Source organism: Flavobacterium piscis (assembly GCF_001686925.1).
In the GTDB taxonomy this organism is placed as follows: Bacteria; Bacteroidota; Bacteroidia; order Flavobacteriales; family Flavobacteriaceae; genus Flavobacterium; species Flavobacterium piscis.
Genome location: NZ_LVEN01000002.1, coordinates 36,682 through 62,059, shown reverse-complemented (window position 1 = coordinate 62,059; position 25,378 = coordinate 36,682). Strand labels below are relative to the sequence as shown.

25 protein-coding genes are annotated in these 25,378 nt (G+C 34.7%); 19 read left to right on the top strand and 6 right to left on the bottom strand.

The window, feature by feature from the left end:
• Nucleotides 1–12 precede the first annotated feature (12 nt).
• The 4 genes from FLP_RS01530 (at nucleotide 13) to FLP_RS01515 (ending at nucleotide 4,527) form a co-directional block, all read left to right on the top strand.
• Nucleotides 13–540 carry a hypothetical protein gene (locus tag FLP_RS01530; protein ID WP_065447966.1) on the top strand — a complete coding sequence of 176 codons (528 nt, stop codon included), beginning with the start codon at nucleotides 13–15 and terminating at the stop codon, nucleotides 538–540.
• Between the two features lie 119 nt (nucleotides 541–659).
• The gene (locus tag FLP_RS01525) at nucleotides 660–1,112 is read left to right on the top strand and encodes a hypothetical protein (RefSeq protein ID WP_065447748.1); all 453 of its coding nucleotides are present in this window, start codon (nucleotides 660–662) and stop codon (nucleotides 1,110–1,112) included.
• A gap of 226 nt (nucleotides 1,113–1,338) precedes the next feature.
• Nucleotides 1,339–3,075, top strand: a complete 1,737-nt coding sequence (locus FLP_RS01520; protein WP_065447747.1) for a thiamine pyrophosphate-dependent enzyme — start codon at nucleotides 1,339–1,341, stop codon at nucleotides 3,073–3,075.
• A 186-nt stretch (nucleotides 3,076–3,261) separates the two neighbouring features.
• A complete protein-coding gene (locus tag FLP_RS01515) occupies nucleotides 3,262–4,527 on the top strand; it encodes an MFS transporter (protein ID WP_065447746.1) in 1,266 nt (421 codons plus the stop codon).
• A 58-nt stretch (nucleotides 4,528–4,585) separates the two neighbouring features.
• Here the strand turns inward: FLP_RS01515 and FLP_RS01510 are convergent, their stop codons facing one another.
• Complete coding sequence (locus FLP_RS01510) at nucleotides 4,586–5,302, bottom strand: hypothetical protein (RefSeq protein WP_065447745.1); 717 nt, start codon at nucleotides 5,300–5,302, stop codon at nucleotides 4,586–4,588.
• A gap of 318 nt (nucleotides 5,303–5,620) precedes the next feature.
• On the opposite strand from FLP_RS01510, the gene FLP_RS01505 reads away from it, so the two are divergent.
• The 14 genes from FLP_RS01505 to FLP_RS01440 all read left to right on the top strand — a co-directional run bounded on the left by FLP_RS01505 (nucleotide 5,621) and on the right by FLP_RS01440 (nucleotide 18,855).
• Complete coding sequence (locus FLP_RS01505) at nucleotides 5,621–6,547, top strand: DnaJ C-terminal domain-containing protein (RefSeq protein WP_065447744.1); 927 nt, start codon at nucleotides 5,621–5,623, stop codon at nucleotides 6,545–6,547.
• Entirely contained in the window at nucleotides 6,540–6,845 is a 306-nt protein-coding gene (locus FLP_RS01500) for a chaperone modulator CbpM (RefSeq protein WP_065447743.1), read from the top strand. The genes FLP_RS01505 and FLP_RS01500 overlap by 8 nt, the downstream gene beginning before the upstream one ends.
• Before the next feature lie 288 nt (nucleotides 6,846–7,133).
• The gene (locus FLP_RS01495) at nucleotides 7,134–7,517 is read left to right on the top strand and encodes a RidA family protein (RefSeq protein ID WP_065447742.1); all 384 of its coding nucleotides are present in this window, start codon (nucleotides 7,134–7,136) and stop codon (nucleotides 7,515–7,517) included.
• Between the two features lie 152 nt (nucleotides 7,518–7,669).
• Nucleotides 7,670–8,908 (top strand): voltage-gated chloride channel family protein, encoded by a 1,239-nt coding sequence (locus FLP_RS01490; protein WP_065447741.1) that lies wholly within the window; start codon nucleotides 7,670–7,672, stop codon nucleotides 8,906–8,908.
• A 306-nt stretch (nucleotides 8,909–9,214) separates the two neighbouring features.
• Nucleotides 9,215–10,219 carry a DHH family phosphoesterase gene (locus FLP_RS01485; RefSeq protein WP_065447740.1) on the top strand — a complete coding sequence of 335 codons (1,005 nt, stop codon included), beginning with the start codon at nucleotides 9,215–9,217 and terminating at the stop codon, nucleotides 10,217–10,219.
• A 6-nt stretch (nucleotides 10,220–10,225) separates the two neighbouring features.
• Nucleotides 10,226–10,897 carry a gliding motility-associated peptidyl-prolyl isomerase GldI gene (gene gldI / locus FLP_RS01480; protein WP_065447739.1) on the top strand — a complete coding sequence of 224 codons (672 nt, stop codon included), beginning with the start codon at nucleotides 10,226–10,228 and terminating at the stop codon, nucleotides 10,895–10,897.
• Nucleotides 10,898–10,913: 16 nt separating this feature from the next.
• Complete coding sequence (locus tag FLP_RS01475; protein WP_065447738.1) at nucleotides 10,914–11,993, top strand: peptidylprolyl isomerase; 1,080 nt, start codon at nucleotides 10,914–10,916, stop codon at nucleotides 11,991–11,993.
• 37 nt (nucleotides 11,994–12,030) lie between these two features.
• Nucleotides 12,031–13,173 (top strand): peptidylprolyl isomerase, encoded by a 1,143-nt coding sequence (locus FLP_RS01470; protein WP_065447737.1) that lies wholly within the window; start codon nucleotides 12,031–12,033, stop codon nucleotides 13,171–13,173.
• 212 nt (nucleotides 13,174–13,385) lie between these two features.
• A complete protein-coding gene (locus tag FLP_RS01465) occupies nucleotides 13,386–14,282 on the top strand; it encodes an EamA family transporter (RefSeq protein WP_065447736.1) in 897 nt (298 codons plus the stop codon).
• A gap of 87 nt (nucleotides 14,283–14,369) precedes the next feature.
• Nucleotides 14,370–14,726 carry a DoxX family protein gene (locus FLP_RS01460; protein ID WP_065447735.1) on the top strand — a complete coding sequence of 119 codons (357 nt, stop codon included), beginning with the start codon at nucleotides 14,370–14,372 and terminating at the stop codon, nucleotides 14,724–14,726.
• A 29-nt stretch (nucleotides 14,727–14,755) separates the two neighbouring features.
• Entirely contained in the window at nucleotides 14,756–15,463 is a 708-nt protein-coding gene (gene aqpZ / locus FLP_RS01455; RefSeq protein ID WP_065447734.1) for an aquaporin Z, read from the top strand.
• A gap of 212 nt (nucleotides 15,464–15,675) precedes the next feature.
• Complete coding sequence (locus FLP_RS01450) at nucleotides 15,676–16,503, top strand: sterol desaturase family protein (protein WP_065447733.1); 828 nt, start codon at nucleotides 15,676–15,678, stop codon at nucleotides 16,501–16,503.
• Between the two features lie 120 nt (nucleotides 16,504–16,623).
• Nucleotides 16,624–16,902: a DUF2805 domain-containing protein gene (locus tag FLP_RS01445; RefSeq protein ID WP_055098339.1), complete on the top strand. Its 279-nt coding sequence runs from the start codon at nucleotides 16,624–16,626 to the stop codon at nucleotides 16,900–16,902.
• A 99-nt stretch (nucleotides 16,903–17,001) separates the two neighbouring features.
• Nucleotides 17,002–18,855 (top strand): M61 family metallopeptidase, encoded by a 1,854-nt coding sequence (locus FLP_RS01440; protein ID WP_065447732.1) that lies wholly within the window; start codon nucleotides 17,002–17,004, stop codon nucleotides 18,853–18,855.
• A 100-nt stretch (nucleotides 18,856–18,955) separates the two neighbouring features.
• Here FLP_RS01440 and FLP_RS01435 read toward each other — a convergent pair whose 3' ends face one another.
• Nucleotides 18,956–19,399, bottom strand: coding sequence for a hypothetical protein (locus tag FLP_RS01435; protein WP_065447731.1), 444 nt, complete (start codon nucleotides 19,397–19,399; stop codon nucleotides 18,956–18,958).
• A 210-nt stretch (nucleotides 19,400–19,609) separates the two neighbouring features.
• Nucleotides 19,610–21,943 carry a GH92 family glycosyl hydrolase gene (locus FLP_RS01430; protein WP_065447730.1) on the bottom strand — a complete coding sequence of 778 codons (2,334 nt, stop codon included), beginning with the start codon at nucleotides 21,941–21,943 and terminating at the stop codon, nucleotides 19,610–19,612.
• Between the two features lie 179 nt (nucleotides 21,944–22,122).
• Here FLP_RS01430 and FLP_RS01425 point away from each other — a divergent pair, with 179 nt between their 5' ends.
• Nucleotides 22,123–22,746: a M949_RS01915 family surface polysaccharide biosynthesis protein gene (locus FLP_RS01425; RefSeq protein ID WP_065447729.1), complete on the top strand. Its 624-nt coding sequence runs from the start codon at nucleotides 22,123–22,125 to the stop codon at nucleotides 22,744–22,746.
• 248 nt (nucleotides 22,747–22,994) lie between these two features.
• Here FLP_RS01425 and FLP_RS01420 read toward each other — a convergent pair whose 3' ends face one another.
• The 3 genes from FLP_RS01420 to FLP_RS01410 form a co-directional block, all read right to left on the bottom strand.
• The gene (locus FLP_RS01420; RefSeq protein WP_065447728.1) at nucleotides 22,995–23,600 is read right to left on the bottom strand and encodes a GNAT family N-acetyltransferase; all 606 of its coding nucleotides are present in this window, start codon (nucleotides 23,598–23,600) and stop codon (nucleotides 22,995–22,997) included.
• Between the two features lie 116 nt (nucleotides 23,601–23,716).
• A complete protein-coding gene (locus FLP_RS01415) occupies nucleotides 23,717–24,073 on the bottom strand; it encodes a hypothetical protein (protein ID WP_065447727.1) in 357 nt (118 codons plus the stop codon).
• A 79-nt stretch (nucleotides 24,074–24,152) separates the two neighbouring features.
• Complete coding sequence (locus FLP_RS01410; RefSeq protein WP_065447726.1) at nucleotides 24,153–25,331, bottom strand: AIR synthase related protein; 1,179 nt, start codon at nucleotides 25,329–25,331, stop codon at nucleotides 24,153–24,155.
• Between the last annotated feature and the right edge of the window lie 47 nt (nucleotides 25,332–25,378).

Sequence of the window (25,378 nt, the reverse complement as noted above, 5' to 3'; positions counted from 1 at the left end):
AAAAATCTAACTATGAAATCAAAACTTATTGTCATTACCCTTTTATTTTCTGTATTTATAACCTCTTGCGATGCTGTAGATGATTTACTGAGTTTTAATATTTCTAACTCCACTTCAATAAAAATTCAAAGCAATTTACCTATTAATTTGCCATCAGAAATCATCACGCCTGATGTTACAACAAATTCTTCAGCCGAATTTAAAAACAACAAAACCAAAGCAGATTTAGTTAAGGATGTAAAAATCAGATCCCTTAAACTGACGATTTCTGATCCATCAGATAAAACCTTTACATTTTTAAAGTCAATTCATTTGTACATCTCAACAACTGATTCTGACGAGATAGAATTGGCTTATCAGGACAACATTAACTCCACCAGCAATACAATCGATTTAATTTGTACCGATGCCAGGCTGGACCAATACATTAAAGCCGATAAATATAAAATCAGAACAAAAGTTACCTTAAAAGAAACGCTTTCGAAAGATGTAACAGTTAAAGCTGACATGAAGTTTAGAGTGATGGCGGATCCTTTCTAGTCAAAGGTTCAAAGTTACAAAGCAACAAAGGTTCAGAGGTAACCAAGGTGTAAAAACCTTGTCGCTTTGAACCTATTTTATTACATTTAGAAAATCTCTAATGTATACCTACTTCGTTAATGAATATTATCAAAACAATAGCACTCCACCTTGTAATCTTTCTTATTGTCACAATTTTTCCTGTTATTGTATATGAATTTATGTCAAATCATGACTTAAATGACTTTGCATTTATTGGCGGAATATCTTATTTCATTTATGCTTTTTATCTTGTTCTTAAAATCAAAAACGAGCGTGCAAAAATTATTCTTTTAGGAATATTATATTCATTACTAGCGCTGTGTATTGGAATGTTTTTTACTGAAGTCAATGAGTTCGCTCTTCTTTTCTCAATACTAATAAACTTAATATTTCAGGCTATTTTATTAATTAAGAATCCAAAATCGAAAAACAGAGCAGTCTGGAAATCTTATTTAATTGGTTTTATCATCACTATAATCCTTTCTTTTTTCTTTACTTTTCTATGGTTTCTTTCCATGGCTGCAAGCGGAATGCCTTCCAATCATTATTGATTTATTTAAAAAAAACATTACGCTACTCTTATTTACCTTATTTCTTCGAAATATTTAATTCGTCTCTAATTTTCACCTTTCTTAAAAAAAAGGAATGAAACTCCTTTCTTTTTATTAAATTTATAGAACTGAGTGGAATTTGATAAATTTAATTTAGAAATAAACTACCACAACCAAAACCAATATTATACCATTAAAAAATTAGTAATTCTAAAAAATACAATCGATGAGTAAAATAGTTGCAGAACAGTTAGTTGACATGTTGGTAGAAGCCGGAGTAAAACGCGTTTATGCGGTTACCGGTGATAGTTTAAATCATTTTAATGATGCAATTCGCAGAAACGGAAAAATAAAATGGATTCATGTTCGACATGAAGAAGTTGGCGCTTATGCAGCAGCAGCCGAGGCCGAATTGGACGGGTTTGCGGTCTGCGCCGGAAGTTGTGGCCCCGGACATGTACATTTAATAAATGGTTTGTATGATGCACATCGCTCGCACGTTCCTTTATTGGCCATTGCCTCCACCATAAATACAAGCGAGATGGGAATGGATTATTTTCAGGAAACCAACACTATCAAACTTTTCGACGATTGCAGTCATTACAATCAAATGATTATGACGGCAGAACAAGCACCTCGAATTATACAAACCGCAATTCAGCATGCTTTAGGCAAAAAAGGTGTTGCCGTAATTGGTTTACCTGGCGATGTTTCTGAATTGAAAGCAGTTGAAAGTAATATCTCTACCCAATATTTTCATTGCAATCCTGTTATCAGGCCATCGGATACTGAATTACAGCATTTAGCAAAAGCGATCAACGAGAGTACAAAAATCACCTTGTTCTGCGGAATTGGTGCCGAAAAAGCCCACGATCAGGTCGTGCAATTATCTCGGCATATCAAAGCTCCGGTAGGATATTCTTTCCGCGGAAAAATGAGTATTCAGCCTAATAATCCTAACGAAATAGGAATGACAGGTTTATTAGGACAACCTTCTGCTTATCATAGTATGCACGAATCACATTTGGTACTATTACTGGGAACTGATTTTCCATACGATAAATTCATGCCTTCAGACAATAAAATCATTCAAATTGATACCAGCACAGAACGTTTAGGCCGAAGAGCCAATCTGTACATGGGATTATGCGGTGACGTCGCCGACACTATAGAAGCTTTGTTACCACTTTTAGAAACCAAAACAGATGATAGTTTTTTACAAGCGCAGCTTAAATTATACGCCAGTGTAAAAGAGAACATGAATACTTATATTAATGATAATGGCGGAGAAGATACCATTCAGCCCGAATATGTGGCGCATATCATTGATAAATTAGCCACTAAAGATGCTATTTTTACTGTTGATACCGGAATGACCTGCGTTTGGGGAGCCCGTTTTATAAAAGGAACAGGAGAACGAAAAATGCTGGGTTCGTTCAATCACGGATCTATGGCCAATGCAATGCCAATGGCTATTGGCGCAGCTCTTGCACATCCGGAAAGGCAAGTTATTGCTATGTGTGGCGACGGTGGTTTGTCTATGCTTTTAGGTGATTTGGCAACCATTCATCAATATAATATTCCCGTAAAAATTATTGTTTTTAACAATCGTGCTTTAGGAATGGTAAAACTCGAAATGGAAGTTACAGGTTTACCAGATAATGAAACCGATATGGTCAATCCGGACTTTGGACTAATTGCTCAGGCAATGGGCTTTCAGGGTGTAAATGTGCACAAACCCGAAGAGGTTGAAGTTGCAATCGAAAATGCTTTCAGACACAATGGTCCCGTTTTACTGAATATCTTCACCAACCCAAATGCGTTGGCAATGCCGCCAAAAGTAGAATGGGAACAAGTTGTAGGTATGGCAAAATCCATGACAAGACTAATGCTTGGCGGTAAAATGGATGAAGTTTTAGATACTATAAAATCCAACTACAAACATTTGAAAGAAGGTATTTAAAACCTATTTTAAAAAAAATAAACACGAATTTCACGAATTGGCACAAATTATAATAGATGAACTAATTTGTAAAATTAATAACACGAATTAATTAGTGCCAATTCGTGACCCGAGCGATAGCGAACAGGCGGAGCAAATTCGTGTTTCATTTAAATAGCTACAGCTCAAATAAAAGAAATACATTTTATGGACATCAATACAAATAAATCATATACCAAATACTATGTCATCGCATGGGTATTTGGTTTGGTTTTCTATTTTTTAGATTATGTAATACGTTCTGCTCCAGCAGTAATGCTTCCGGAACTGTCGCATAATTTTTCGGTAAGTGAGATCAGACTGGTAACTATTATAGGAACTTATTATTATACCTATTCTACCTGTAGTTTAATTGCAGGAATAGCTTTAGATCGGTTTGGAGCCAAATATTCGCTCTTCGCAGGAGCACTTATTTTAGGAATTGGCTGTTTGCTGTTTATGATTTCTAGTCAGTTTAGCGGCGTAACGGGGCGATTGTTTCAAGGTGCCGGATGTGCCTTCGCTTTTCCGGGTTGTGTGTATTTGGCCAGTAAAGGATTCTCAGCAAAATCATTGGCAACTGCAATTGGTTTTACTCAATGTTTAGGAATGCTCGGCGGTTCAGCAGGGCAATTTGTTGTAGGGCCTTTAATCGAAAAAGGAATGAATACAACAACTTTCTGGCTCTCTATCGGAATTTTCACGATAATTGTAGCTTTCGGACTTTGGTTTATAACTCCGGCAAACGTAGTCGAAAAAAAGAAAGAAACTATCGTAAAAAAACAAAGCTTGCTTGAACCTTATAAAGTTGTTTTTAGCAATCCTCAATCCTGGTTATGCGGAATCGTTTCAGGATTATTATTTGCTCCAACCACTATATTTGCTATGACTTGGGCAGTAGATTTTTTTCAGAAAGATCGTGCTTTCGACTTTCATAGTGCAACAATTTCGAGTGCGATGGTTGCTTTTGGCTGGGTGTTTGGCTGTCCGTTATTAGGATATATTACAGATAAAATAAACAAACGCAAACCCGTTTTAATATTTGGAGCGCTATTTATGATTTTGAGTCTGATTCAGTTATTGTATTTCCCCGATGTACTTCCTACGAAAATCAGTATGTTTTTGTTGGGCGTTGGTTCTGGTGCCGCAATGATTCCGTATTCTATAATTAAAGAAGCGAATCCTGACAATGTAAAAGGAAGTGCTACAGGAGCAATTAATTTTATAACTTTTGGAGTAACAACGCTTTTAAGTCCGTTATTCAGTCGTTTGTTCGGACAAACATTAAATGATACTACGGATAAAATTATGCATTTTCAACAAGCAGGTTTATTCTGGATAATTGGAATTTCGATAGCAATTCTGGTTAGCTTTCTATTAAAGGAAACTGGCGAAGGAAAATCAACCAATACTCCTGAACTTGCCAAAGATTAAACTTTATTAAATTAGAAAATATTAGCAGAATAAGATGCAACAAAATTATAGTTGTATCTTATTCTTCTTTTGTTACTACTATCGAAGCTTTGAAACCTGCTGCAAGATTATCCCAATAATCATTTGTTACCAATTGTCCTTTGTCATCATAAACACGGATTTCGGCAGTATTCCCGCCTAAACTTCCAATATTTAAAGCTTCAAAATCCAGTTTATTAAAACCGTTGGCAAGATCTATTTTGACATCTTTAAAATTACCTTCTAAAAACAACTGGTCTCTTATCACCTGATCATTACAAGATACTTTTACTAAATCGCCATCGATAGCACCAAAATCACGGAATTTTACAATAAAATATTTTGATTTTGTTCTAAAATCGCCCAGCGAAATATTCTTTCTTACCAGTTGCCCTCGACCTTCTTTTAGTCCGGCATCTTTTAGCGCTTTGTCTAAATCTTTCTCCATTTTAGGAACATAACGATCTCCCGGATTGGCAAAATCAGTTTCAGTAGACATCGTAAATTTACTTTTCTCTACTCCTACCTGTAATTGCGATTTTGGTGTGATACTCGTATTATCAAAAACATTTGGCGTTTTTATACTTGGTATATCCATATTGTTGGCTTGCGGATCTTTTACTTCCGGCAGCGGAGTTTTCTTAGGCTTTGCCCCAAACTTTGGCGCTGCAATAGGCCTGTATTTAGTACCAAATTCAGTTTGAGCTGAAACAGTGACAGCGGCAAAAAATAATATAAAAAATAGGATGTGCTTCATTGAAAAAGTATTATCGAATCGGCTTTTATTGTTATATAGAATAAAAACTCTAGTATCACAAAAATAGCATAATTTAGTTTGGCTCTACAACTTTAAGACTATTATAACAATATATTAGGCTAATTTTTGGAATCAAAAAACTTGCCAAAAATAAAAGATTGTATTAAAAACAAATTCCAAACCATAAATTCCAAATTCCAAACTAACCTGAATCATTTTTTTATTTTTCTCATCTTAAAAACACTTCATCATTTTGATAATTAGCAACTTATTCCTAACTTCAATATTTTAATTTACCTTTATTAAAAATACAATCAAATGGACTACATTGACTATTATAAAGTATTAGATATCACAAAATCGGCCACTGAAGCCGAAATTAAGAAGGCATATAGAAAACTAGCCCGAAAATATCATCCTGACCTGAATCCGAATGATAAAGAGGCTGAGAAAAAATTCAAGGAAATAAACGAAGCCAATGAAGTTTTAAGCGATCCTGAGAATCGTAAAAAATACGATAAATATGGGAAAGACTGGAAACATGCTGACGAATTCGAAAAAGCAGGTTACGATCCCAATCAACAACAGCAATATTCCAGACAGCAGCAAGGCGGTAACCAAAGTTATTCTGATTTTGGCGGAGGAGACTTTTCAGGAAGTGATTTTTCTGATTTCTTCAATTCTATGTATGGTTCTTCGGGAAGAAGTTCGAGAGGCCAGGCGAAATACCGCGGACAGGATTTTAATGCCGAACTACAACTTGATCTGGCTGCTTCTTATACTACTCACAAACAAAATCTAACGGTAAACGGAAAAAATATCCGAATCACAATTCCGGCCGGGGTAGAAAACGGACAAATTATAAAAATTCCTAATCATGGAGCACCGGGCGCAAATGGCGGACCAAATGGAGATTTATACATTACTTTTTTAATTGATAACAATTCAGAATTTAAACGGGAAGGCAATAATTTATATGCTGATGTTGATCTGGATTTATACACGGCCATTTTAGGAGGTGAAATTTATGTGAATACTTTTGACGGAAAAGTAAAAATAAAAGTAGCTCCGGAAACCCAACCCGGAACGAAAGTAAAACTGAAAGGAAAAGGTTTTCCGGTGTATAAAAAAGACAATCAGTTTGGGGATTTATACATTAATTATACTATAAAAGTTCCAACAAAATTATCTGCCAAAGAAAAAGAATTATTCGAAGAATTAGCTAAATTAAGAAATCATGAATAGTAAAAACTTAATTCAAATAAAACAATTTTGTTTGTATCACGAAATTGAAAACACCTTTATAACAGAGTTGCATAATTACGGTTTAGTAGAAATTATTTTTCTTGAAGAAGACGAATATTTACAGCCCGAGCAATTGCCAACTGTAGAGAAAATGATTCGTTTGCATTATGATCTTAAAATTAATTTAGAAGGTATTGATGTCATTGCAAATCTTTTAGACAAAATCGAAGTACTGCAACAAAATCTTACTGCAACTCAAAATAAACTTCGCCTTTATCAGCACCATGAAATTGAATAATGATTTTTTTTCACCACGAATTACACAAATTAAACGAATTAAAATTGGTGTAATTCGTGGCAAAATTTTTTACGCAATAAATAATCCTTAAAATCATTTTAATCTGTGGAATCTGTGGCAAGAAAATAAAACTTACTCCTCAAAATATCACAAAAAAGAACGTTTTACGAATTGATTTCAATTTAATTTGGTTCTTTATCAGTTGTATATTTTATAAATTGCAGCGAAATTAACTAACCGGAATTTGATTTAAAATCAAAGAAACAAATTCAATAAAATTATATAGAAATGAAAAGAGAAAACATATTAACAGGATCACCTTGGGAGGACAAAATGGGCTATTGCCGTGCGGTAAGAATTGGCAATATCATTGAAGTTTCAGGAACTGTGGCAATTGTTGATGGTGAAAAAGTAAAAGCTGATGATGCTTATGCTCAAACCTATAACATCCTGGAACGTGTTGAAAAAGTTTTGGAAGATTTGAATGTTGGAATGAAAGATGTCATCAGAACCCGTATTTTCACCACCGACATTTCTACTTTTGAAGAAGTTGCAAGAGCTCACTCTGCTTTCTTTAAAGATGTAAAACCTACAACTGGTTTTTATGAAATCAGTAAACTAGTTGCACCTGAATATTTAGTTGAAATTGAATTTACGGCTGTTGTACAGTAAATATTTTTTTGCCACGAATTACACAAATTTTCTCGAATTATTTTTTTGCCGCAGATTAGAAAGATTTAAAAGATTATTTTTGATGAAGATTTTAATCCAATAGTGTTTTAAAATTGGTGTAAATTCGTGAAATTCGTGGCAAACTTTTTTTAATGACTCTAATTCCCAAACAAATACTTGTAACTATTTTCAAATGGATTTTCATTTGTGTTTTTATAGGTATATTTTCAGGATCTGCCTCAGCTTTTTTCTTAGTTGCTCTTGAATGGGTTACACAGTATAGACTTCACAACGACTGGATTATCTGGCTTTTGCCTTTCGGCGGATTATTGATAGGATTGAGTTATTATTATTGGGGAGAATCTGTTGTAAAAGGCAATAATTTATTGCTTGAAGAATACGAGAATCCCAAAAAAGTCATTCCTTTTAAAATGGCTCCTTTGGTTCTTTTAGGAACTTTACTTACTCATTTATTTGGAGGTTCTGCCGGACGAGAAGGCACAGCGGTGCAAATGGGCGGCGCAATTGCAGATCAATTTACCAAGCTTTTTAATTTAGATAATTCCGAAAGAAAGATTCTAATTATTCTGGGAATTAGTGCGGGTTTTGCATCTGTTTTTGGCACTCCTTTGGCGGGCGCTATCTTTGCTTTGGAAGTTTTATACTTTAGTAAAATCAATTTAAAAAGTGCTGTTCTATCATTTTTAGTCGCTTATGTTGCTTATTTTACGGTAGAATTCTGGCAGGTAAAACATACACATTATAGTATTTCGCTTGTTCCTGAAATTAGCATTTCAACTTTATTCTATGTTGCCATCATTGGAGTTTTATCCGGTCTTGCCGCCTTACTTTTTTCCAGAAGTACGCATTTTTGGGGATCCCTTTTTTCAAAAATCAAATATCCACCGTTACGTCCTTTTACAGGAGGGATAATTCTGGCGATTGCCATAGCAGGTTTTGGACTTACCAAATTCGCAGGATTAGGCGTTCCGGTAATTGTTGATTCCTTTTCGAATGCCAATATGTGGTATGATTTTTTACTCAAGATTTTGTTTACCGGCTTTACTTTAGGCGCAGGTTTTAAAGGCGGAGAAGTAACTCCGTTGTTTTTTGTAGGCGCTACTTTAGGAAGTGCTTTATCTTCAATAATTCCTTTGCCAATAGCGTTTCTGGCAGGTTTAGGATTTGTAGCTGTATTTTCGGGAGCCACTCACACTCCCATCGCCTGCACTATTATGGGAATGGAACTTTTTGGCATTCAACCCGGAATATTTATTGCCATTGCCTGTACAATTGCTTATTTTTCTTCTGGTTCTGTAGGGATTTATAAATCGCAAATTGTGAAAGGGTTGAAATATAAGCTATATCAGAGATTGAATTCTTATTTTTAAATTACAATTTCAATGGCAATGGCAAATTCAAAAAAAATAAATTCCAAAACAAATCATTCTTTTATTAATTCCTTTTGTGCATCTCTGAGCTTTCTTTGTGGATCTCTGTGAAATAAAATTTTAAAATAAAAATCCGTTTCATTGGTATATAGTTATCGTTTTTACAATCAACTCTATTTCAGAAAACTGAAAACTGTAACTGATCCCGATAGCTATCGGGAGCGACCGAAACTGCCAACTAATAAAAGTGTGTTAATCTGTAAAATGATTTCAGCATTACATTAAAAAAATGTAAATTCGCACACTATGAAAATACAAGATATTCAAGCGATACAATTGTTACTCGCAACCCCAAAGAAAATCGCCATAATTCCACATAGAGGCCCTGACGGGGATGCTATGGGTTCAACCTTAGGTTTATACCATTTTTTACTAAAAAACAATCACCAGCCAACTGTGATTGCTCCCAATGATTTTCCTGATTTTCTGGCCTGGTTACCAGGTTCTGAAACGGTAAAAATCTTCGAAAAAGATACTGAAAACTGCACCAAAATATTAGAAGAAGCTGAGCTGATTTTTACATTAGATTTTAATGCTTTTCATCGTACAGGCGAAATGGAACATACTTTAGCAAAGCTTACAGCTCCGTTTATTATGATCGATCATCATCAAAAACCAGATGATTATGCCACTTATATGTACTCTGATACGTCTTTTGGATCTACTTGCGAAATGGTGTATAACTTCATTTCTTTTTTAGGAAAAAAAGAAGATTTAGACAAAACCATTGCCACTTGTATTTATACCGGAATATTGACTGACTCCGGTTCTTTTCGCTTTCCGGGAACAACAGGAAACACGCACAGAATCATTGCAGAATTAATTGATTTAGGAGTCGAAAATACTCAGATTCCTGTTTTATTATTTGACAATAGTTCTTATAGCCGTTTGCAATTATTAGGCCGCGCTTTACAGAATATGAAAGTGCTTGAGGAACACAAAACATCCTATACTACACTTACTCAGGCAGAACTGGATTCCTTTGATTATGTAAAAGGTGATACTGAAGGAATCGTTAATTATGGACTAAGTATAAAAGGTATTGTTTTTACTGCTATTTTTATCGAAAATAAAGACGAGAAAATTATCAAGATTTCTTTCCGTTCACAAGGCGGATTCGACGTAAACCAATTTGCCAGAGATCACTTTAATGGTGGCGGACACAGTAATGCGGCTGGCGGAAGATCAGAAGTTTCGATGGAAGAAACCGTGAAGAAATTTGAAGATTTAGTAAATAAACTAAAAATATAACCCCATATGAACTACTTAAAACTAAGCATTTACACCCTACTTTTTGCTGTTTTATTGGTGAGCTGTAAACAACATGAAGAAGCCAGAAGGCCTATTTCTCAGGCTTCCGGTACTTTCATGAAAAAATCGGTAGACAGAAACAAAAAATTAGTGGCCAACGAAGAGGAGGTTATTAAAAAAATAATCAAAAGCAATCCGAAAATAAAATATTACGCTACCAGAAAAGGATACTGGTTGTATTACGACGAAAAAAATACTACAGATCTGGCAACTCCTAAAAAAGGTGATATTGCTTATTTTAATCTGGAAATAAAAGATATCAACGGTAAGATTATTTACTCTGAAGCCGACCTTGGCCCTCAAACTTATTACGTAGACAAACAAGATATCATGATGGGATTGCGTGATGGTATCAAAATGATGCATAAAAATGAAACTGTAACTTTCTTATTTCCTTCGCATATTGCTTATGGATATCATGGAGATAATAAAAAAATAGGAACTAATCAATCCTTAATTTGCACGGTTACGCTTCGCAATTTTGTACCGGATCCAGCGGCTAAGCCAACACCTGTGGCTGGTCAGACCCAAACTACCGCTGCACCAAAAGCTGCTGCACCAACAACTGCAACGCCAAAACCTGCAGCTCCAACTAAAAAAGATACAATAAACCCATAAAAACAACATTTAAAAAATGAAAAAGAGTATTCTATTATTACTAGCTGTTACCGTTAGCTCATTGTATTCTTGCAAAGACGAGCACAGCAACCTGCCTGATGGTTTATATGCAGATATTGAAACCAATAAAGGGCATATTATTGTTGAATTAGATTATACAAAAGCACCAGTTACTGTAGCTAACTTTGTCACTTTAGCTGAAGGTAAAAACGAGTTTGTAACAAAAGATTATCTAAAAAATAAACCTTTTTTTAATGGATTAAAATTTCATAGAGTTATTGAAAATTTTATGATTCAGACTGGAGATCCGGAAGGAACTGGTTCGGGAGATACCGGATATAAATTTAAAGATGAAATCACTGATTTGAAATTTGACAAAGCAGGAGTTTTGGCGATGGCCAATAACGGTCCCGGAACCAACAGCAGTCAATTTTTTATCACACATGTCGAAACTCCATGGTTAGACGGAAAACACACTATTTTTGGACATGTTGTAGAAAAAGGCCAGGAAGTTGTGAATCAGGTAAAACAAGGTGATACTATTGTTGCGGTAACAATTATCAGAAATGGTGAAGCAGCCAAAAAATTTGATGCAGTAAAAGTATTTCACGATTATTTCTCTGAAATTGCGAAAGAAAAAGGTAAATATGCAGGTGCACAAAAAGAAAAAGTAGCCTATTTTGCCACTGTAAAACCAAAAACAACTAAAACCAGTACTGGATTAGAATACTTAATTACAGAAAAAGGCACTGGTAAAAAACCTGCTCAGGGAGCTCAATTATACATTAACTACTCAGGCTTCTTAGAAGACGGAACTCTATTTGATTCAAGCGTAGAAGAAGTAAATAAAGCTTTTGGGAAATTTGATGCAGCAAGAGCAGAACAACACGGCTACCAGCCAATTCCGTTTCAGGCAGGTCGTAAAGATGGTATGATTCCTGGATTTATCGAAGGAATCGAACAACTTTCATTTGGTGACAAAGCCATTCTTTTTATTCCGTCTCATTTAGCTTACGGAGCAACAGGAGCCGGAGGAGTAATTCCGCCAAATGCTAACATTATTTTCGAAATTCAATTATTAGAAAAGCCACAATAAATTATATTTACAAAACTATAGACTTAAATTCGAAATCATGAAGTTTAAATTTCTATTTTTATTCTGCCTGGCAGTAGTCAATATCCAGGCTCAGACAAAAAAACAGGCAGCAAAATCAAAAGCCCCTGCAACAAAAGCGGCGACAAAAGTGGCTCCGGCAACCAATCCAAATGATGGAATTTTTGCTACAATATCAACGACTAAAGGTGATATTGTCGTATCATTAGAATATATTAAAACTCCGGTAACGGTAGCTAACTTTATTTCTTTGGCAGAAGGAAATAATCCTAATGTAAAAGTAGAAAGACTTAAAGGAAAACCTTTTTACGACGGATTAAAATTTCACAGAGTAATCAATGATTTCATGATTCAGGGTGGAGATCCGGACGGAAACGGTTCTGGAGGTCCGGGATATTCCTTTAAAGATGAATTTGTTGAAGAATTAAAATTTGAAAAAGGCGGTGTTCTTGCCATGGCAAATTCCGGCCCTGCTACAAACGGAAGTCAGTTTTTTATCACGCATAAAGAGACTCCGTGGTTAAACGGAAAACATACCATTTTTGGCCATGTTGTTTCAGGAATGGACAATGTAAACAAAATTGTTCAGGATGATGTTATGACAAAAATTACCATTACCCGCAAAGGTGATGCTGCGAAAAAGTTCAATGCCGTAAAAGTTTTAGCCGATGATGTAAAAAAACAAGAAGCTAAAAAAGCTGAATCTCAAAAAGTCGTAACTGAAAAAGCAGCTTATTTTGCTGCTACTAAAGCAAAAGCGACTACCACTGCATCAGGTTTAAAATATGTAATAACAAAAAAAGGGACTGGTGTAAAAGGGGCCGAAGGTTCTACTATTTATTTCCATTACGCAGGATATTTTGACAATGGAAATCTTTTTGACAGTAGTATAGCAAACGTAGCAAAAGCATATGGCAAATATGATGCAAACCGTGATGCTCAAAAAGGATACCAGGCTTTTCCGTTTACAGTAGGTAAAAAAGACGGAATGATTCCTGGTTTTATCGAAGCATTAGATATGATGACTGACGGAGAAAAAGCAATTTTCTTTCTCCCTTCAAATTTAGCTTACGGAGAAAAAGGTGCGGGAGGAGTTATTCCACCCAACTCTACTTTGGTTTTCGAAATTGAAACCTACCAAAATCAGCCTGTAACAAAATAAGAATTATTTTTATCAGAATATATTCAAACCCATCAAAATGCTATATTTTGATGGGTTTTTCATTTTATCCAATTATATCAAATTCACAATATTAGCCTATAAATTAGATCAAAAACCAAACTCACAATAATGTTTACGAGCATTTTCTATTAAATCCTAAACAAAATAGCTTACCTTTGCCGGCTTTATTTTTTTAATCTAAACAAGTTAAGATGTCACAAAACAATGTATTAAAGGGAGTATTTTTAGTAGCAATAGGCGCTACAACTTACGGAATGTTAGCCACCTTTGTAAAAATGGCCTATTCTGAAGGGTACACAACTGCCGAAGTAACCACATCTCAATTTATATTAGGAATCATTGGTATTTTATTAATAAACGCTTTTCAAAAAGCAAAACATAAGGATAAGGTTGTAAAAGCGACCAAAAAAAATATATTCAGTTTAATGCTTGCCGGTACATCCTTAGGTATGACAAGTTTATTTTATTACCTGGCCGTAAAATACATTCCGGTTTCTATTGGTATTGTTTTATTAATGCAAACCGTTTGGATGGGAGTTTTACTGGAAATGATTTTAGAAAAGAAATTACCATCAAAACAAAAAGTAATCGCTGTAATCATAGTTCTTATTGGTACTGTTCTAGCTACTAATATCATTCATAATGACGTTGCCCTTGATTGGCGTGGTCTTGCGTGGGGAGTTTTGGCAGCAGCCTCATTTACTACCACTATGTTTACGGCAAATAGCGTTGCTACAGAGATTTCATCAGCGCAACGTAGTTTATATATGCTTTTAGGAGGTGCTGTAATTGTATTTTCATTTGCAATTGCCACTCAGGTAACACCTTTCAACTTTGAGATTTTTATGAAATGGGGAATTATATTAGCTCTTTTTGGAACTATTATACCTCCTATGCTTATGACGGCAGGTTTTCCTTTAACCGGAATTGGTCTGGGAAGTATCGTTTCAGCACTTGAGCTTCCTGTTTCCGTAATGATGGCTTATATATTATTAGACGAACAAGTTGTTCTTTCTCAATGGATTGGAATCGCCTTAATCATTCTTGCCATAATTATTATGAACGTAAATTTTAAGCGTAAAAATTAACTTATTTATAAGGATCTAAAAAAAAAAAGACCTGTAATGTAATAATTGTTAATTTTTTTATAAATTCGTGATAAACATTTACTTATCATGAATTTACCCTGGCATTTATACCTTATGGCTGCGCTCTATATTATTGCCGGATTAAATCATTTTAGAAATCCCGGAATGTATATCAGAATCATTCCGCCTTTTTTCTCCAACCCTAAATTAATGAATATTTTAAGCGGAGCTGCCGAAGTTATTCTTGGCATACTTCTAATGGTTAGTTACACAACAAATTTTGCTGCGTGGGGAATTATAGCATTGTTAATTGCTATATTTCCAGCGAATCTATTTATGTACCAAAACAAAAAAGCAGGTTTTGGTTTACCCAATTGGATTTTATTTGTACGTTTGCCCTTACAGTTTGTTTTGATTTTTTGGGCATACCAATATACCCTTTAACAATCAACTATTAATTAAATTATTTTATTATGAAAAAATTATTTGCAGAGTTCTTTGGAACTTATTGGCTAGTTTTTGGAGGTTGCGGAAGCGCACTTTTTGCTGCCGGAATTCCTAATTTAGGAATTGGATTTGCAGGAGTTGCATTGGCTTTCGGTTTAACAGTACTAACCATGGCCTATGCTGTAGGACATATCTCTGGCGGACATTTTAATCCTGCAGTATCATTTGGTTTATGGGCTGGCGGAAGATTTCCGGCAAAAGATCTGATACCTTATATTATTTCACAATGCGTAGGCGCGCTGGCCGCTGCAGGAACATTATTCATCATCTGGTCAGGCAAAGCAGGAAATGCAATCAATAATACACAAGCAGGAGCTTTCGCCTCTAATGGTTATGGAGCATTCTCACCCGACGGATATTCATTAGCATCAGCATTTATTGCTGAATTTGTTCTAACATTATTCTTCTTATTAATCATCCTTGGCGCTACAGATAAATTTGCAAACGGAAGATTTGCCGGTTTATCAATTGGTTTGGCCTTAACGCTAATTCACTTAATCAGTATTCCAATTACAAATACTTCTGTAAACCCTGCAAGATCTCTGTCTCAGGCCATTTTTACTGGTGGAGAACCATTAGCTCAGGTTTGGTTATTTTGGGCTGCACCTATTTTAGGAGCAATTGTAGCCGGATTTTTGTACAAAACATTATTACAAAATCACGACGCAGCCTAAACAATTTCAATTAAACTAAAAAGCACCATATAACATTCTTATCTTTATTACCCTTTTAATCAGCTCATTAAAAAAATCATCTTATAAATTACTTTTAAAAGAGAAAATCAGATATATTTATATTCGGTTTTCTTTTTTTTATATGCCTCTATTTCAATTAATCTCTTCATAGAAAACAGATCACATTATTCATCTATCTAACCTTTTTATTTATGAATGATATTATAGCATATTTCAGCACGATTCCGTCCACGCATCGAAGTTTAATTCTCGTAGGAGGAATTACTATATTTTGGCTTATCGAAAACACCTTCCCGCTGTTTCAAATGAAATACAGAAAATGGCAACATGCAGGAATCAATTTCTTTTTGACATTTACTACTATTATTGTAAATTTTGTGTTGGCTTTTATCCTCATCAAAACGGCGAACTGGTCAACAGAAAATCACTTTGGGATATTGCAATGGCTGCCTCAAATTCCTGTTTGGCTTTATACTATCATCGGATTACTGCTGCTGGATTTAATTGGTGCCTATCTGGCGCATTTGGTTCAGCACAAAATAAAATTTCTATGGCGTTTTCATATTGTACATCATACTGATACCTGGATAGACACCACAACCGCTAACAGACATCATCCGGGAGAAAGTATTATTCGGTTTATATTTACTACTCTGGGCGTTCTTATTGTAGGAAGCCCCATGTGGATGGTTTTCCTGTACCAGAGTCTTTCTGTTATTTTCTCGCAGTTTAATCATGCTAATATTTCTTTACCTCCTAAATTGGATGCTTTTTTGAGTTATTTTATCATTTCACCCAATATGCATAAAGTACATCATCATTATGTCCTTCCTTACACGGATAGTAATTACGGAAATATTTTTTCGGTTTGGGACCGCATTTTTGGCACTTTTACAACCCTTTCAAAAGAAGAAATAATCTATGGAGTCGACACTCATATGGAAACTGAAGAAAACAACAAATTGCATAATTTATTGCAAATTCCGTTTCAAAAACCGAGATCTGCAAAAAACAGTTAAAATCATTAAAAAAAATATCCCAGATCGCACCAAGTAATTATTTTTTTTATTAATATTGATACTTAAATTGAAAATCAATCTATTAATCATTAACCCCTATTTTGAATTAATTTTCACGTGATGAAAAAGAGTAACCGCAAAGAATTGAATTGGGAGCAAACCGAAAAACTTGTTTCGTTAGCCTTAGAAGAAAAAAATCCATTTGAGATCATTAAAAAAGAATTTGGATTGGCAGAAAAAGAAGTTCTGGAAATCATGAAAAAGAAGATGCCACTTGAAAAATTTGAAATGTGGAAAAAAAAGGCAATTGCAAATAAACCAAAACCAAAACCCGTTAAAATAGATGATTTTGATGAAGATCTGGATGGTAAATATTATATAAAAAACAAACTAGACTAAAACAGACTCCTGAAATTCAGGAGTTTTTTTATTATTTTTAATGTTAATGTAACTTTTTTATAATTTACAAGTCATATACGAATAACTAAATTCAAACAAATGAAAAAAATATTTTACACCTTAGCTCTTGCAGTAACTCTTTGGAGCTGTAAAACAGGAAGCTCATCTGGTGCCGCAAATGTAGTAGGTGTTAACATTGATCTTATCGATGTAAAAGAGGACAAAGTACTAGTAACCGTTACCCCTCCTCAAATAAAAACCGATGAAGTAATTTATAGTATCCCAAAAACAGTTCCCGGAACTTACTCTACAGATAACTACGGAAAATTTTCAGATGATTTTAAAGCTTTTGATGCAAAGGGAAATCCTTTAACAGTAAAAAGAATCGATGATAACTCGTGGTCAATTTCTAACGCTAAATCGTTAAAAAAAGTAACGTATTTAGTAGGAGACACTTTTGACACCGAAAAAGGAACCGGATTTGGTAATGATGACGTTTTTTCGCCTGCCGGAACCAATATCAATGCAGGAATCAATTTTATGGTTAACACGCATGGTTTTGTAGGTTATTTTCAGGATAAACTGAATGTACCTTATAAAGTAACCATCACGCATCCTGAAACACTTTGGGGAGCAACTTCAATGAATGACGAAGACGCAAGCAACACAAGCGACGTTTTTACAACGCCTCGTTATGCTGTTTTAGTCGAAAACCCAATAATGTATTCTAAACCGGATTATACAACGTTTAATGTAAACGGAATGGATATTCTAATCGCTGTTTACTCTCCTACAGGAAAATTTACTGCCGAAAGTATTACTCCTGAAATGAAAACCATGATGACGGCGCAAAAAAACTTTTTAGGAAAAGTAAATGCAACTAAAAAATATACCGTTTTATTGTACTTGTCAAGTATGGCAAAAGATGATGCTCACGGTTTTGGAGCCTTAGAACATCCTACAGCTACAACGGTTGTTTTACCGGAATCTATGCCAAAAGAAAAATTGGTAGAATCAATGAAAGACGTTGTTTCGCACGAGTTTTTTCATATTGTAACACCACTTACTGTTCACTCAAAAGAAATTCAGTATTTTGATTATAATGCACCTAAAATGTCTGAACATTTATGGATGTATGAAGGAGTAACAGAATATTTTGCAAACCTTTTTCAAATCAATCAGGGTTTAATTGACGAAGCCGAATTTTATACTCGTATTGCAGATAAAATCGAGCAGGCAAAAGGTTTAAACGATACAATGTCGTTTACTGTAATGAGTAAAAATGTATTAGAACAACCTTATAAAGATCAGTACTTAAACGTGTACCAAAAAGGAGCTTTAATTGGTATGTGCATCGATATTATCATTAGAGAAAAAAGCAATGGCGAAAGAGGAATTCTGGACCTAATGCACAAATTAGCCAATGAATATGGTGTAGAAAAACCATTTAATGATGATGAGCTTTTTGCCAAAATTACACAGCTAACTTATCCTGAAGTGGGCGAATTTTTGACTAAATATGTTCAGGGCACAACTCCAATTCCTTATGATTTTTATTTGGCAAAAGTTGGTGTGGGCAAAGCCTCAGAAAAAGTTCCGGGATCAATTTTCATAAAAGGTCAAAATCCATATATAACTATTGATAAAGCAACTAAAGTAATAAGTGTTCGTAAGGATCTTGATTTGAATGTATTTTTCAGCAACTTAAATCTTAAAGCTGGAGATCAAATCCTAACTGTAAATGAGAAAACATACAACTTAGACAATATTTATGATTTGATTACCGAAAGTGAAAACTGGAAAGAAAACGATCCTATCACGATTAAAATCAAACGTGACGGAAAAGAACAAACCATCAAAGGAACTGTGAAAGTCCCATTTGAAGAAAAAGAAACTTTTAAAGCTACAGATGCTTCAAAAGAAAAACTTAAAAATGCATGGTTAAAAGGGTAATTTCTTTTCATCAAAACATAAAAAAAACCGACAAGTGATTGTCGGTTTTTTTGTTTAATGTGTCCATTCAACTTTGTCAAAGTTTTTAAGCTTATTTCTCTTATTTCTTCACTGGAAATTTCCAGTCAAATTCGTCTTTATCATTGATGATTGCACCAACTTCAAACTTTACAACTTCATCAAATTCAGTTTGAAGAATAAACCAATTGTCTTCGTTGAAATAATTTTCGAAAGTATCAAAAGTCTCCTGAGTGTATTTTGTAATTCCTTTTGTAGCCAGGTCTTTCTTTACATCAGCAATTTTTCTTCCAATTAATTTGAATCCAAAAACTTCCAATTCATTGCTCGAAGCTACTAAATAACCTAATTTCAAGTCTTCTTCCTGATAAAATGTCAATCTGATTTTGTGCGCATTGTATACAAAAATCACATTATCATCTTCGTCTACATAATTTTTGTCCGGTTTTCCCCAAGCAGCAGTTACATCGTTTTGCTTCATTCCGAAAAGCAATTTATCAATTCCTGATTTTAGATTTATTTTCATATTTACTTTTTATTTAAAGTGCAAATTTCGTGAAGTTTTTTGTTGTTCTGCCACGAATTGCACAAATTTTCTCAAATTTAAATATTACACATTGTCAGGCTGAGCAAAGTCGAAGCTTTTTTCGTAGTAAAAGCCCCTCGACTTCGCTCAGGGTGACACTAACAAAAAATCCGCGTAAAACCGTTTCATCCGTAAAACCCTTGGGCAAATTTAATTCTGGTAATTCTTCTTGTTCGGTTTAGTACTCATATAAAAAGTAATTTTCCCACCATTAATAATATCTGAATGTTTTAAGAAAGGTTTTTCTAATTGTTTTCCATTTAAAAGCACTTTGCTAACAAACACATTTTTATCCGATTGATTTACGGTTTCGACTTCAAAAGTTTTTTCGTTTTCTAAATTAAAAACTGCTTTCTTCATCAATGGGCTCCCCAAAGCATATTCATCAGAACCAGGAGCAACTGGATAAAATCCTAGACTACTAAAAATATACCAGGCACTCATTTGTCCGAAATCATCATTTCCGCCCAAACCATCGGCGCCATTTCTATACATTTTTTTCAGGATCATTCTAATTTTATCTTGAGCCTTCCAGGGCGAATTCGTCCAGTTGTATAAATAAACAACATGATGTGAAGGTTCGTTTCCGTGAACATAATTCCCAATGATACCGTCTCTGGTGATATCTTCAGTATTTTCGAAATATTTATCCGGCAAATGCATCCTGAATAACGAATCCAGCCTAACATTAAACTTATCGTTTCCTCCCATCATTTTAATCATTTCAGCAGGATCCTGAGGAACATATAAACTGTAATTCCAGGAATTTCCTTCAATAAATCCCTGCCCATGTGTGTCCAGCGGATCAAATTCTTTTTTGAAAGTACCGTCGTTTAATTTCGGACGCATAAAACCTGTTTTTGAATCGTAAACATTTTTATAGTTTTTAGATCTTTCGATAAATTCATTATAAACAGCTGTTTTTCCTAACTTTTTCGCCGCCTGCGCAATCGCCCAGTCATCGTATGCATATTCTAAAGTTTTAGAAACCGAAGCTCCGTTTTTATCTTCAGGAACGTAACCCTTTGTCATATAATATTCCAATCCGTCATAATACGGAACCTTTGCTGTGTTTACACAAGCCTGAAGCGCTTTTTCAGGATCAAAATTAGTATTGCCTTTTACAATAGCATCTGCAATTACAGAAACCGAATGATAGCCAATCATACACCAGTTTTCATTAGCATAATGCGACCATATTGGCAGCATTTTATGCACACTCTGATCTGAATGTGCCAACATCGAACTAATCATATCTGAATTTCGGGTTGGCTGTACCAAATTGAATAATGGATGCAAAGCCCGATAAGTATCCCATAGCGAATAGCTGGTATAATTTTTAAAGTTTTCTGCTTTATGAACATTCATATCGAGACCTTTATAGTTGCTGTCTAGATCCATATATTCTGTTGGGCCTAAAAAGGCATGATACATTGAAGTATAGAAATTCACTAAATCTTCTTTCTGAATGGTTTCTACCTGAATTTTATTCAATTCGTTGTTCCAGACTTCCTGACTTTGTTTTTTTACTTTTTCGAAATCCCAACCCGGAACTTCTTTTTTCATGTTTTCAAGCGCTCCGGCTGAACTTACGGGAGATAAAGCCATTTTTATTTTGATCTTTTCTCCTTCCTGAGTATTAAAATCAAAAAACAATTTTAAATTTTGACCTGCCATTTCGGGGAAATTCTTTGTTTGATCAAATCTTCCCCAAAAACCTCTGTAAACACTTTTTTCGAGAGGCGCTTGACCGTAACTTTTAATTGGTTTACTAAAAGACATCGCAAAATAAACAGTTCTGGTTCTTGCCCAGCCATTAGTTTGGCGATATCCTGTAATTAAAGTATCGTTCTCAACACGAACAAATGTCCAGACGTTCTTTTTATCGTAATTGTAAATTCCGGAAGTCAGATCGAGAATAATATGCGCTTCATCCGACTTTGGAAATGTATACTGATGCATTCCCACACGCGTTGTTGCGGTAAGTTCTGCTTTAATTTTATGATCTTCCAGCAATACGCTGTAATAAGCCGGTTCTGCTTTTTCGGTCGAATGAGAAAATGCCGACCTGTAACCTGATAATGGTTTTGACGCTATTCCGGGATTCAATTGCAGTTTTCCAGTTGTAGGCATTATTAGAAAATCTCCTAAATCAGAGTGGCCTGTTCCGCTAAAATGCGTGTGACTAAAACCTACAATGGTTTTGTCTTCGTATTGGTATCCTGCACAATATTTATAAACGTCTCCATTGTATTTTCCGCTTAAACTGTAAGCAATAGTATCGGTTTCCGGACTTAGCTGTACACTCCCAAACGGAACGGTTGCCCCTGGATAAGTGTGTCCCATCCTAGCTGTACCAATCATGGGATCTACGTATTGAATTAGATTACGTTTTTCTATTGCTTTTTTCTGAGCATTTACTCCAAAGCCAATTACTAAAAAGGAGAATCCAAAGAGAAAACCTTTGCAATTTATTCTATTCATCAGATGTTTTTTTAAACATTAAATTTTCTACAAAACAGTATCAGGTATTTACTAAAACGTTTTTCTAATAATTCCAGGTTAGAAAAATACAACAAAATATGCTTTTTAAAAAATATAAAATTTACTGAACTAAAAAGCTTTTAAATATCTTTGATTGATCAAAAAATGCAATGCTATAGATGAAAAAATATTTTTTATTCCTGTTGTTTTCCTACTCTATATTGAGCTTTTCACAAAAAACGGAAAGTTATCAATTAACAAAAAGTGAGATAAAAGAAAGAGAACTCGATCAGGTTTCAGATTTTCCTATTTATAAGGCTTTTGAATGTTCTGATAAAAGCGGCGTATATAATTTGCTTTTATGTGAAAATCGAAAATCCATAACTAAAAAAGATACTTTAAACACCAAAATTCAAGCTATTTACACGATGAGCGATCATGGTGGTTTTCTTGAAAAATGGCGCATTAATGACTTGCTTGAAAACACTGAACCCAAAGAAACTAATATTTGGTTCTGGACCAAATATTGCAGCACGAAAGATCTTGACGGCGATGGCTATATCGATCCTGTAATTGTTTACGGAACCAGAAATGAAAATAATGAAATCAGACGGGTTAAAATTATTACGATTTATAAAAATAAAAAATATGCAATTCGAGCTGTAGAATGCGACTTGGATTATTGCCGAAGTTTCAAAAAAGATGTAAGCTGGAATTCTTTACCACCAAAAATAAAAACTTATGTCGATAATTTAGTGGCAAAATTAAGAAAGGAACAGGATCTTATTTTGCATGATGGGTAGAAGTTTGAAATTCCAAAATTTTGAAATTCCAAATTCCAATCTAAACCTCGATTTAAATTCCAAATCTTAAATTCCAAATTCCAAACTTTTTAAATTCTAAATTTCTTTAAATATTGGGTAAATCCTTGCTGGAGTGGATTAAAATCCAGCCTTACAATATTTGGCTAGCCTACGGCTCTTTTTTTCCTTGATTGTCTAGACTGGACTAAAGTCCAGCCCTACAATATGGAGATAGCCTACGGCTCTTTTTAAAGCTTTTGCTTTAGGTTTTCTTTTACTTCGTCGAACCATTCGTTTTTAAGAATACTTAAAACGATTGAATCACGGCGAATTTCTTTATTTATTGTTGGCATATGGCTTCGTAAAACACCTTCGACTTTGCAGCCAATGCTTTTCATGGCGGCAATACTTCTTTCGTTACTATTATCAGCACGAAATTCTACTCGTTCAATTCCTAGGGTTTCGAAGGCAAATTGTAGTAGTAAGAATTTACAATGTTTGTTGAGTCCGGTGCCTCTAAAAGCAGAACCGTACCAGGTGTAACCTAACTGAAGTGTTTTGAATTCAAGATTCATATCGTAGAAACGTGTTGAACCCGCGTATTTTTGCGATTTCTTATCGAAAACAATAAATGGAAATTCCTTTTTATCCTCTCGGTTTTTTATTGCCGATTGAATGTATTTGATCAAATTCTCTTTTCCGTCTGCTCCTACTAATGAATATTTCCAGGTTTCTGGTTCATTGATCGAAATCTCTAACAAATTATTGACATCTGATTCTTGTAAAGGACGTAATAAAACTAAATCGTCTTCTAAAATGATATTGTCTGAGAAACTGAAAATTGGTGTTGTCATAAGCTATTTTTTTATTATGCTCCGTCTGAATCTTTGCGTGACTTTGTGTAAAAACTTTTTCACAGAGATGCACGAAGTATTTCACAAAGACTCACAAAAGGTATAAAAGAAAAAAACTATTCACTCATTTCGTCATATCGCTCCGGCACTTGCGGATCGTACAACGGTAATTTGAATTCTTCCATTACTTCTACCAATTTATTCATGGTTTTACCTTCGGTGCCGTAACAGTCGATTTTGATGCTTTGTGGCGTTGTGATTACCTGAAAAGCACCTTTTCCTGAAGTATTTTGCCAACTGTTTTCGTCTACTTTTTCCCATTTCGAAAAAACAGAATTGATTCGGTTAATGATTACCTCAACCGGAAGGGTTTCAAGACCTTCCACTGTTTCTTTTTCTATAAGAGCTTCGTAAACTTCGTGGTGGTTTAGGTAAATTTCTTCTAAATATCTCCAAAAAAGTAATTCGTACATAGCCTGGTGTTTTTAAACACAAATTTCACGAATTTTCACGAATGAATCTGTGTAATTTGTGAAATCTGTGTTTATTATTCTAATAATTGAATGTTCCGTATTCGCTGGTAATGGTCAATTTTTTAGCATCTGCTGCTTCTACTCTACCTACGATTTGTGAATCGACATTGAATGATTTTGAAATCGCAATAATATCTTGTGCAATGTTTTCAGGAACGTAAATTTCCATACGGTGACCGCAATTGAAAACCTGATACATTTCTTTCCAATCGGTTTTTGATTGTTCCTGAATTAACTTGAACAATGGCGGAACCGGGAATAAATTATCTTTTATAATGTGTAAATTCTGCACGAAATGTAAAATTTTAGTCTGTGCTCCTCCACTGCAATGCACCATTCCGTGAATTTCGTTTGGTGTGTAGGTGTCTAAAATTTTCTTGATAATTGGCGCATAAGTACGAGTTGGAGAAAGTACCAGCTGACCTGCGTTTATTGGGCTATTTTCTACTTCATCGGTTAGATTTACCTGACCTGAATAAATTAATTCTTCGGGAACAAGCGCATCATAACTCTCCGGGTATTTTTTAGCTAAATATTTCCCGAAAACATCGTGACGGGCAGATGTTAATCCGTTGCTTCCCATTCCGCCGTTATAGCTTTTTTCGTAAGTTGCCTGACCAAAAGAGGTTAAACCTACTATTACGTCACCTGCTTTTATGTTTGCATTGTCTACAACGTCGCTGCGTTTCATACGGGCGGTTACGGTAGAATCTACAATTATCGTACGAACTACATCGCCAACATCGGCAGTTTCTCCGCCAGTTGAATGAATGGTTACGCCAAAAGATTTTAATTCGTTGATTAATTCTTCTGTTCCATTGATGATCGCTGAGATAACTTCGGCAGGAATTAAGTTTTTGTTTCTTCCTATTGTAGAAGACAGTAAAATATTATCTGTTGCGCCAACACATAATAAATCGTCGATATTCATGATTAAGGCATCTTGAGCAATTCCTTTCCAAACCGAAATATCACCTGTTTCTTTCCAGTACATATATGCCAGTGACGATTTTGTACCAGCGCCGTCAGCGTGCATAATTAAGCAATAATCTTCGTCCTGTGTTAAATAATCAGGTACAATTTTGCAAAATGCTTGAGGAAATAAACCTTTATCGATATTTTTTATGGCGTTGTGCACGTCTTCTTTCGATGCCGAAACACCTCTTTGTGCGTACCTTTTGCTAGAATCTGAACTCATGAAACTTAGTTTGTGTTGATGTGGTGCAAAGATAATCCCTTTTTTTT

Bases quoted from the DNA above. Each gene is read 5' to 3' on its own strand.
- FLP_RS01515 (WP_065447746.1), top strand. From the start codon at position 3,262: ATGGACATCAATACAAATAAATCATATACCAAATACTATGTCATCGCA.
- FLP_RS01445 (WP_055098339.1), top strand. From the start codon at position 16,624: ATGAAAAAGAGTAACCGCAAAGAATTGAATTGGGAGCAAACCGAAAAA.
- FLP_RS01460 (WP_065447735.1), top strand. From the start codon at position 14,370: ATGAATTTACCCTGGCATTTATACCTTATGGCTGCGCTCTATATTATT.
- FLP_RS01525 (WP_065447748.1), top strand. From the start codon at position 660: ATGAATATTATCAAAACAATAGCACTCCACCTTGTAATCTTTCTTATT.
- FLP_RS01415 (WP_065447727.1), bottom strand. From the start codon at position 24,073: ATGTACGAATTACTTTTTTGGAGATATTTAGAAGAAATTTACCTAAAC.
- FLP_RS01520 (WP_065447747.1), top strand. From the start codon at position 1,339: ATGAGTAAAATAGTTGCAGAACAGTTAGTTGACATGTTGGTAGAAGCC.
- FLP_RS01410 (WP_065447726.1), bottom strand. From the start codon at position 25,331: ATGAGTTCAGATTCTAGCAAAAGGTACGCACAAAGAGGTGTTTCGGCA.
- FLP_RS01420 (WP_065447728.1), bottom strand. From the start codon at position 23,600: ATGACAACACCAATTTTCAGTTTCTCAGACAATATCATTTTAGAAGAC.
- FLP_RS01490 (WP_065447741.1), top strand. From the start codon at position 7,670: ATGACTCTAATTCCCAAACAAATACTTGTAACTATTTTCAAATGGATT.
- FLP_RS01485 (WP_065447740.1), top strand. From the start codon at position 9,215: ATGAAAATACAAGATATTCAAGCGATACAATTGTTACTCGCAACCCCA.
- FLP_RS01430 (WP_065447730.1), bottom strand. From the start codon at position 21,943: ATGAATAGAATAAATTGCAAAGGTTTTCTCTTTGGATTCTCCTTTTTA.
- FLP_RS01495 (WP_065447742.1), top strand. From the start codon at position 7,134: ATGAAAAGAGAAAACATATTAACAGGATCACCTTGGGAGGACAAAATG.
- FLP_RS01450 (WP_065447733.1), top strand. From the start codon at position 15,676: ATGAATGATATTATAGCATATTTCAGCACGATTCCGTCCACGCATCGA.
- FLP_RS01435 (WP_065447731.1), bottom strand. From the start codon at position 19,399: ATGAAAATAAATCTAAAATCAGGAATTGATAAATTGCTTTTCGGAATG.
- FLP_RS01465 (WP_065447736.1), top strand. From the start codon at position 13,386: ATGTCACAAAACAATGTATTAAAGGGAGTATTTTTAGTAGCAATAGGC.
- FLP_RS01530 (WP_065447966.1), top strand. From the start codon at position 13: ATGAAATCAAAACTTATTGTCATTACCCTTTTATTTTCTGTATTTATA.
- FLP_RS01425 (WP_065447729.1), top strand. From the start codon at position 22,123: ATGAAAAAATATTTTTTATTCCTGTTGTTTTCCTACTCTATATTGAGC.
- FLP_RS01510 (WP_065447745.1), bottom strand. From the start codon at position 5,302: ATGAAGCACATCCTATTTTTTATATTATTTTTTGCCGCTGTCACTGTT.
- gldI (WP_065447739.1), top strand. From the start codon at position 10,226: ATGAACTACTTAAAACTAAGCATTTACACCCTACTTTTTGCTGTTTTA.
- FLP_RS01470 (WP_065447737.1), top strand. From the start codon at position 12,031: ATGAAGTTTAAATTTCTATTTTTATTCTGCCTGGCAGTAGTCAATATC.
- FLP_RS01440 (WP_065447732.1), top strand. From the start codon at position 17,002: ATGAAAAAAATATTTTACACCTTAGCTCTTGCAGTAACTCTTTGGAGC.
- FLP_RS01500 (WP_065447743.1), top strand. From the start codon at position 6,540: ATGAATAGTAAAAACTTAATTCAAATAAAACAATTTTGTTTGTATCAC.
- FLP_RS01505 (WP_065447744.1), top strand. From the start codon at position 5,621: ATGGACTACATTGACTATTATAAAGTATTAGATATCACAAAATCGGCC.
- aqpZ (WP_065447734.1), top strand. From the start codon at position 14,756: ATGAAAAAATTATTTGCAGAGTTCTTTGGAACTTATTGGCTAGTTTTT.
- FLP_RS01475 (WP_065447738.1), top strand. From the start codon at position 10,914: ATGAAAAAGAGTATTCTATTATTACTAGCTGTTACCGTTAGCTCATTG.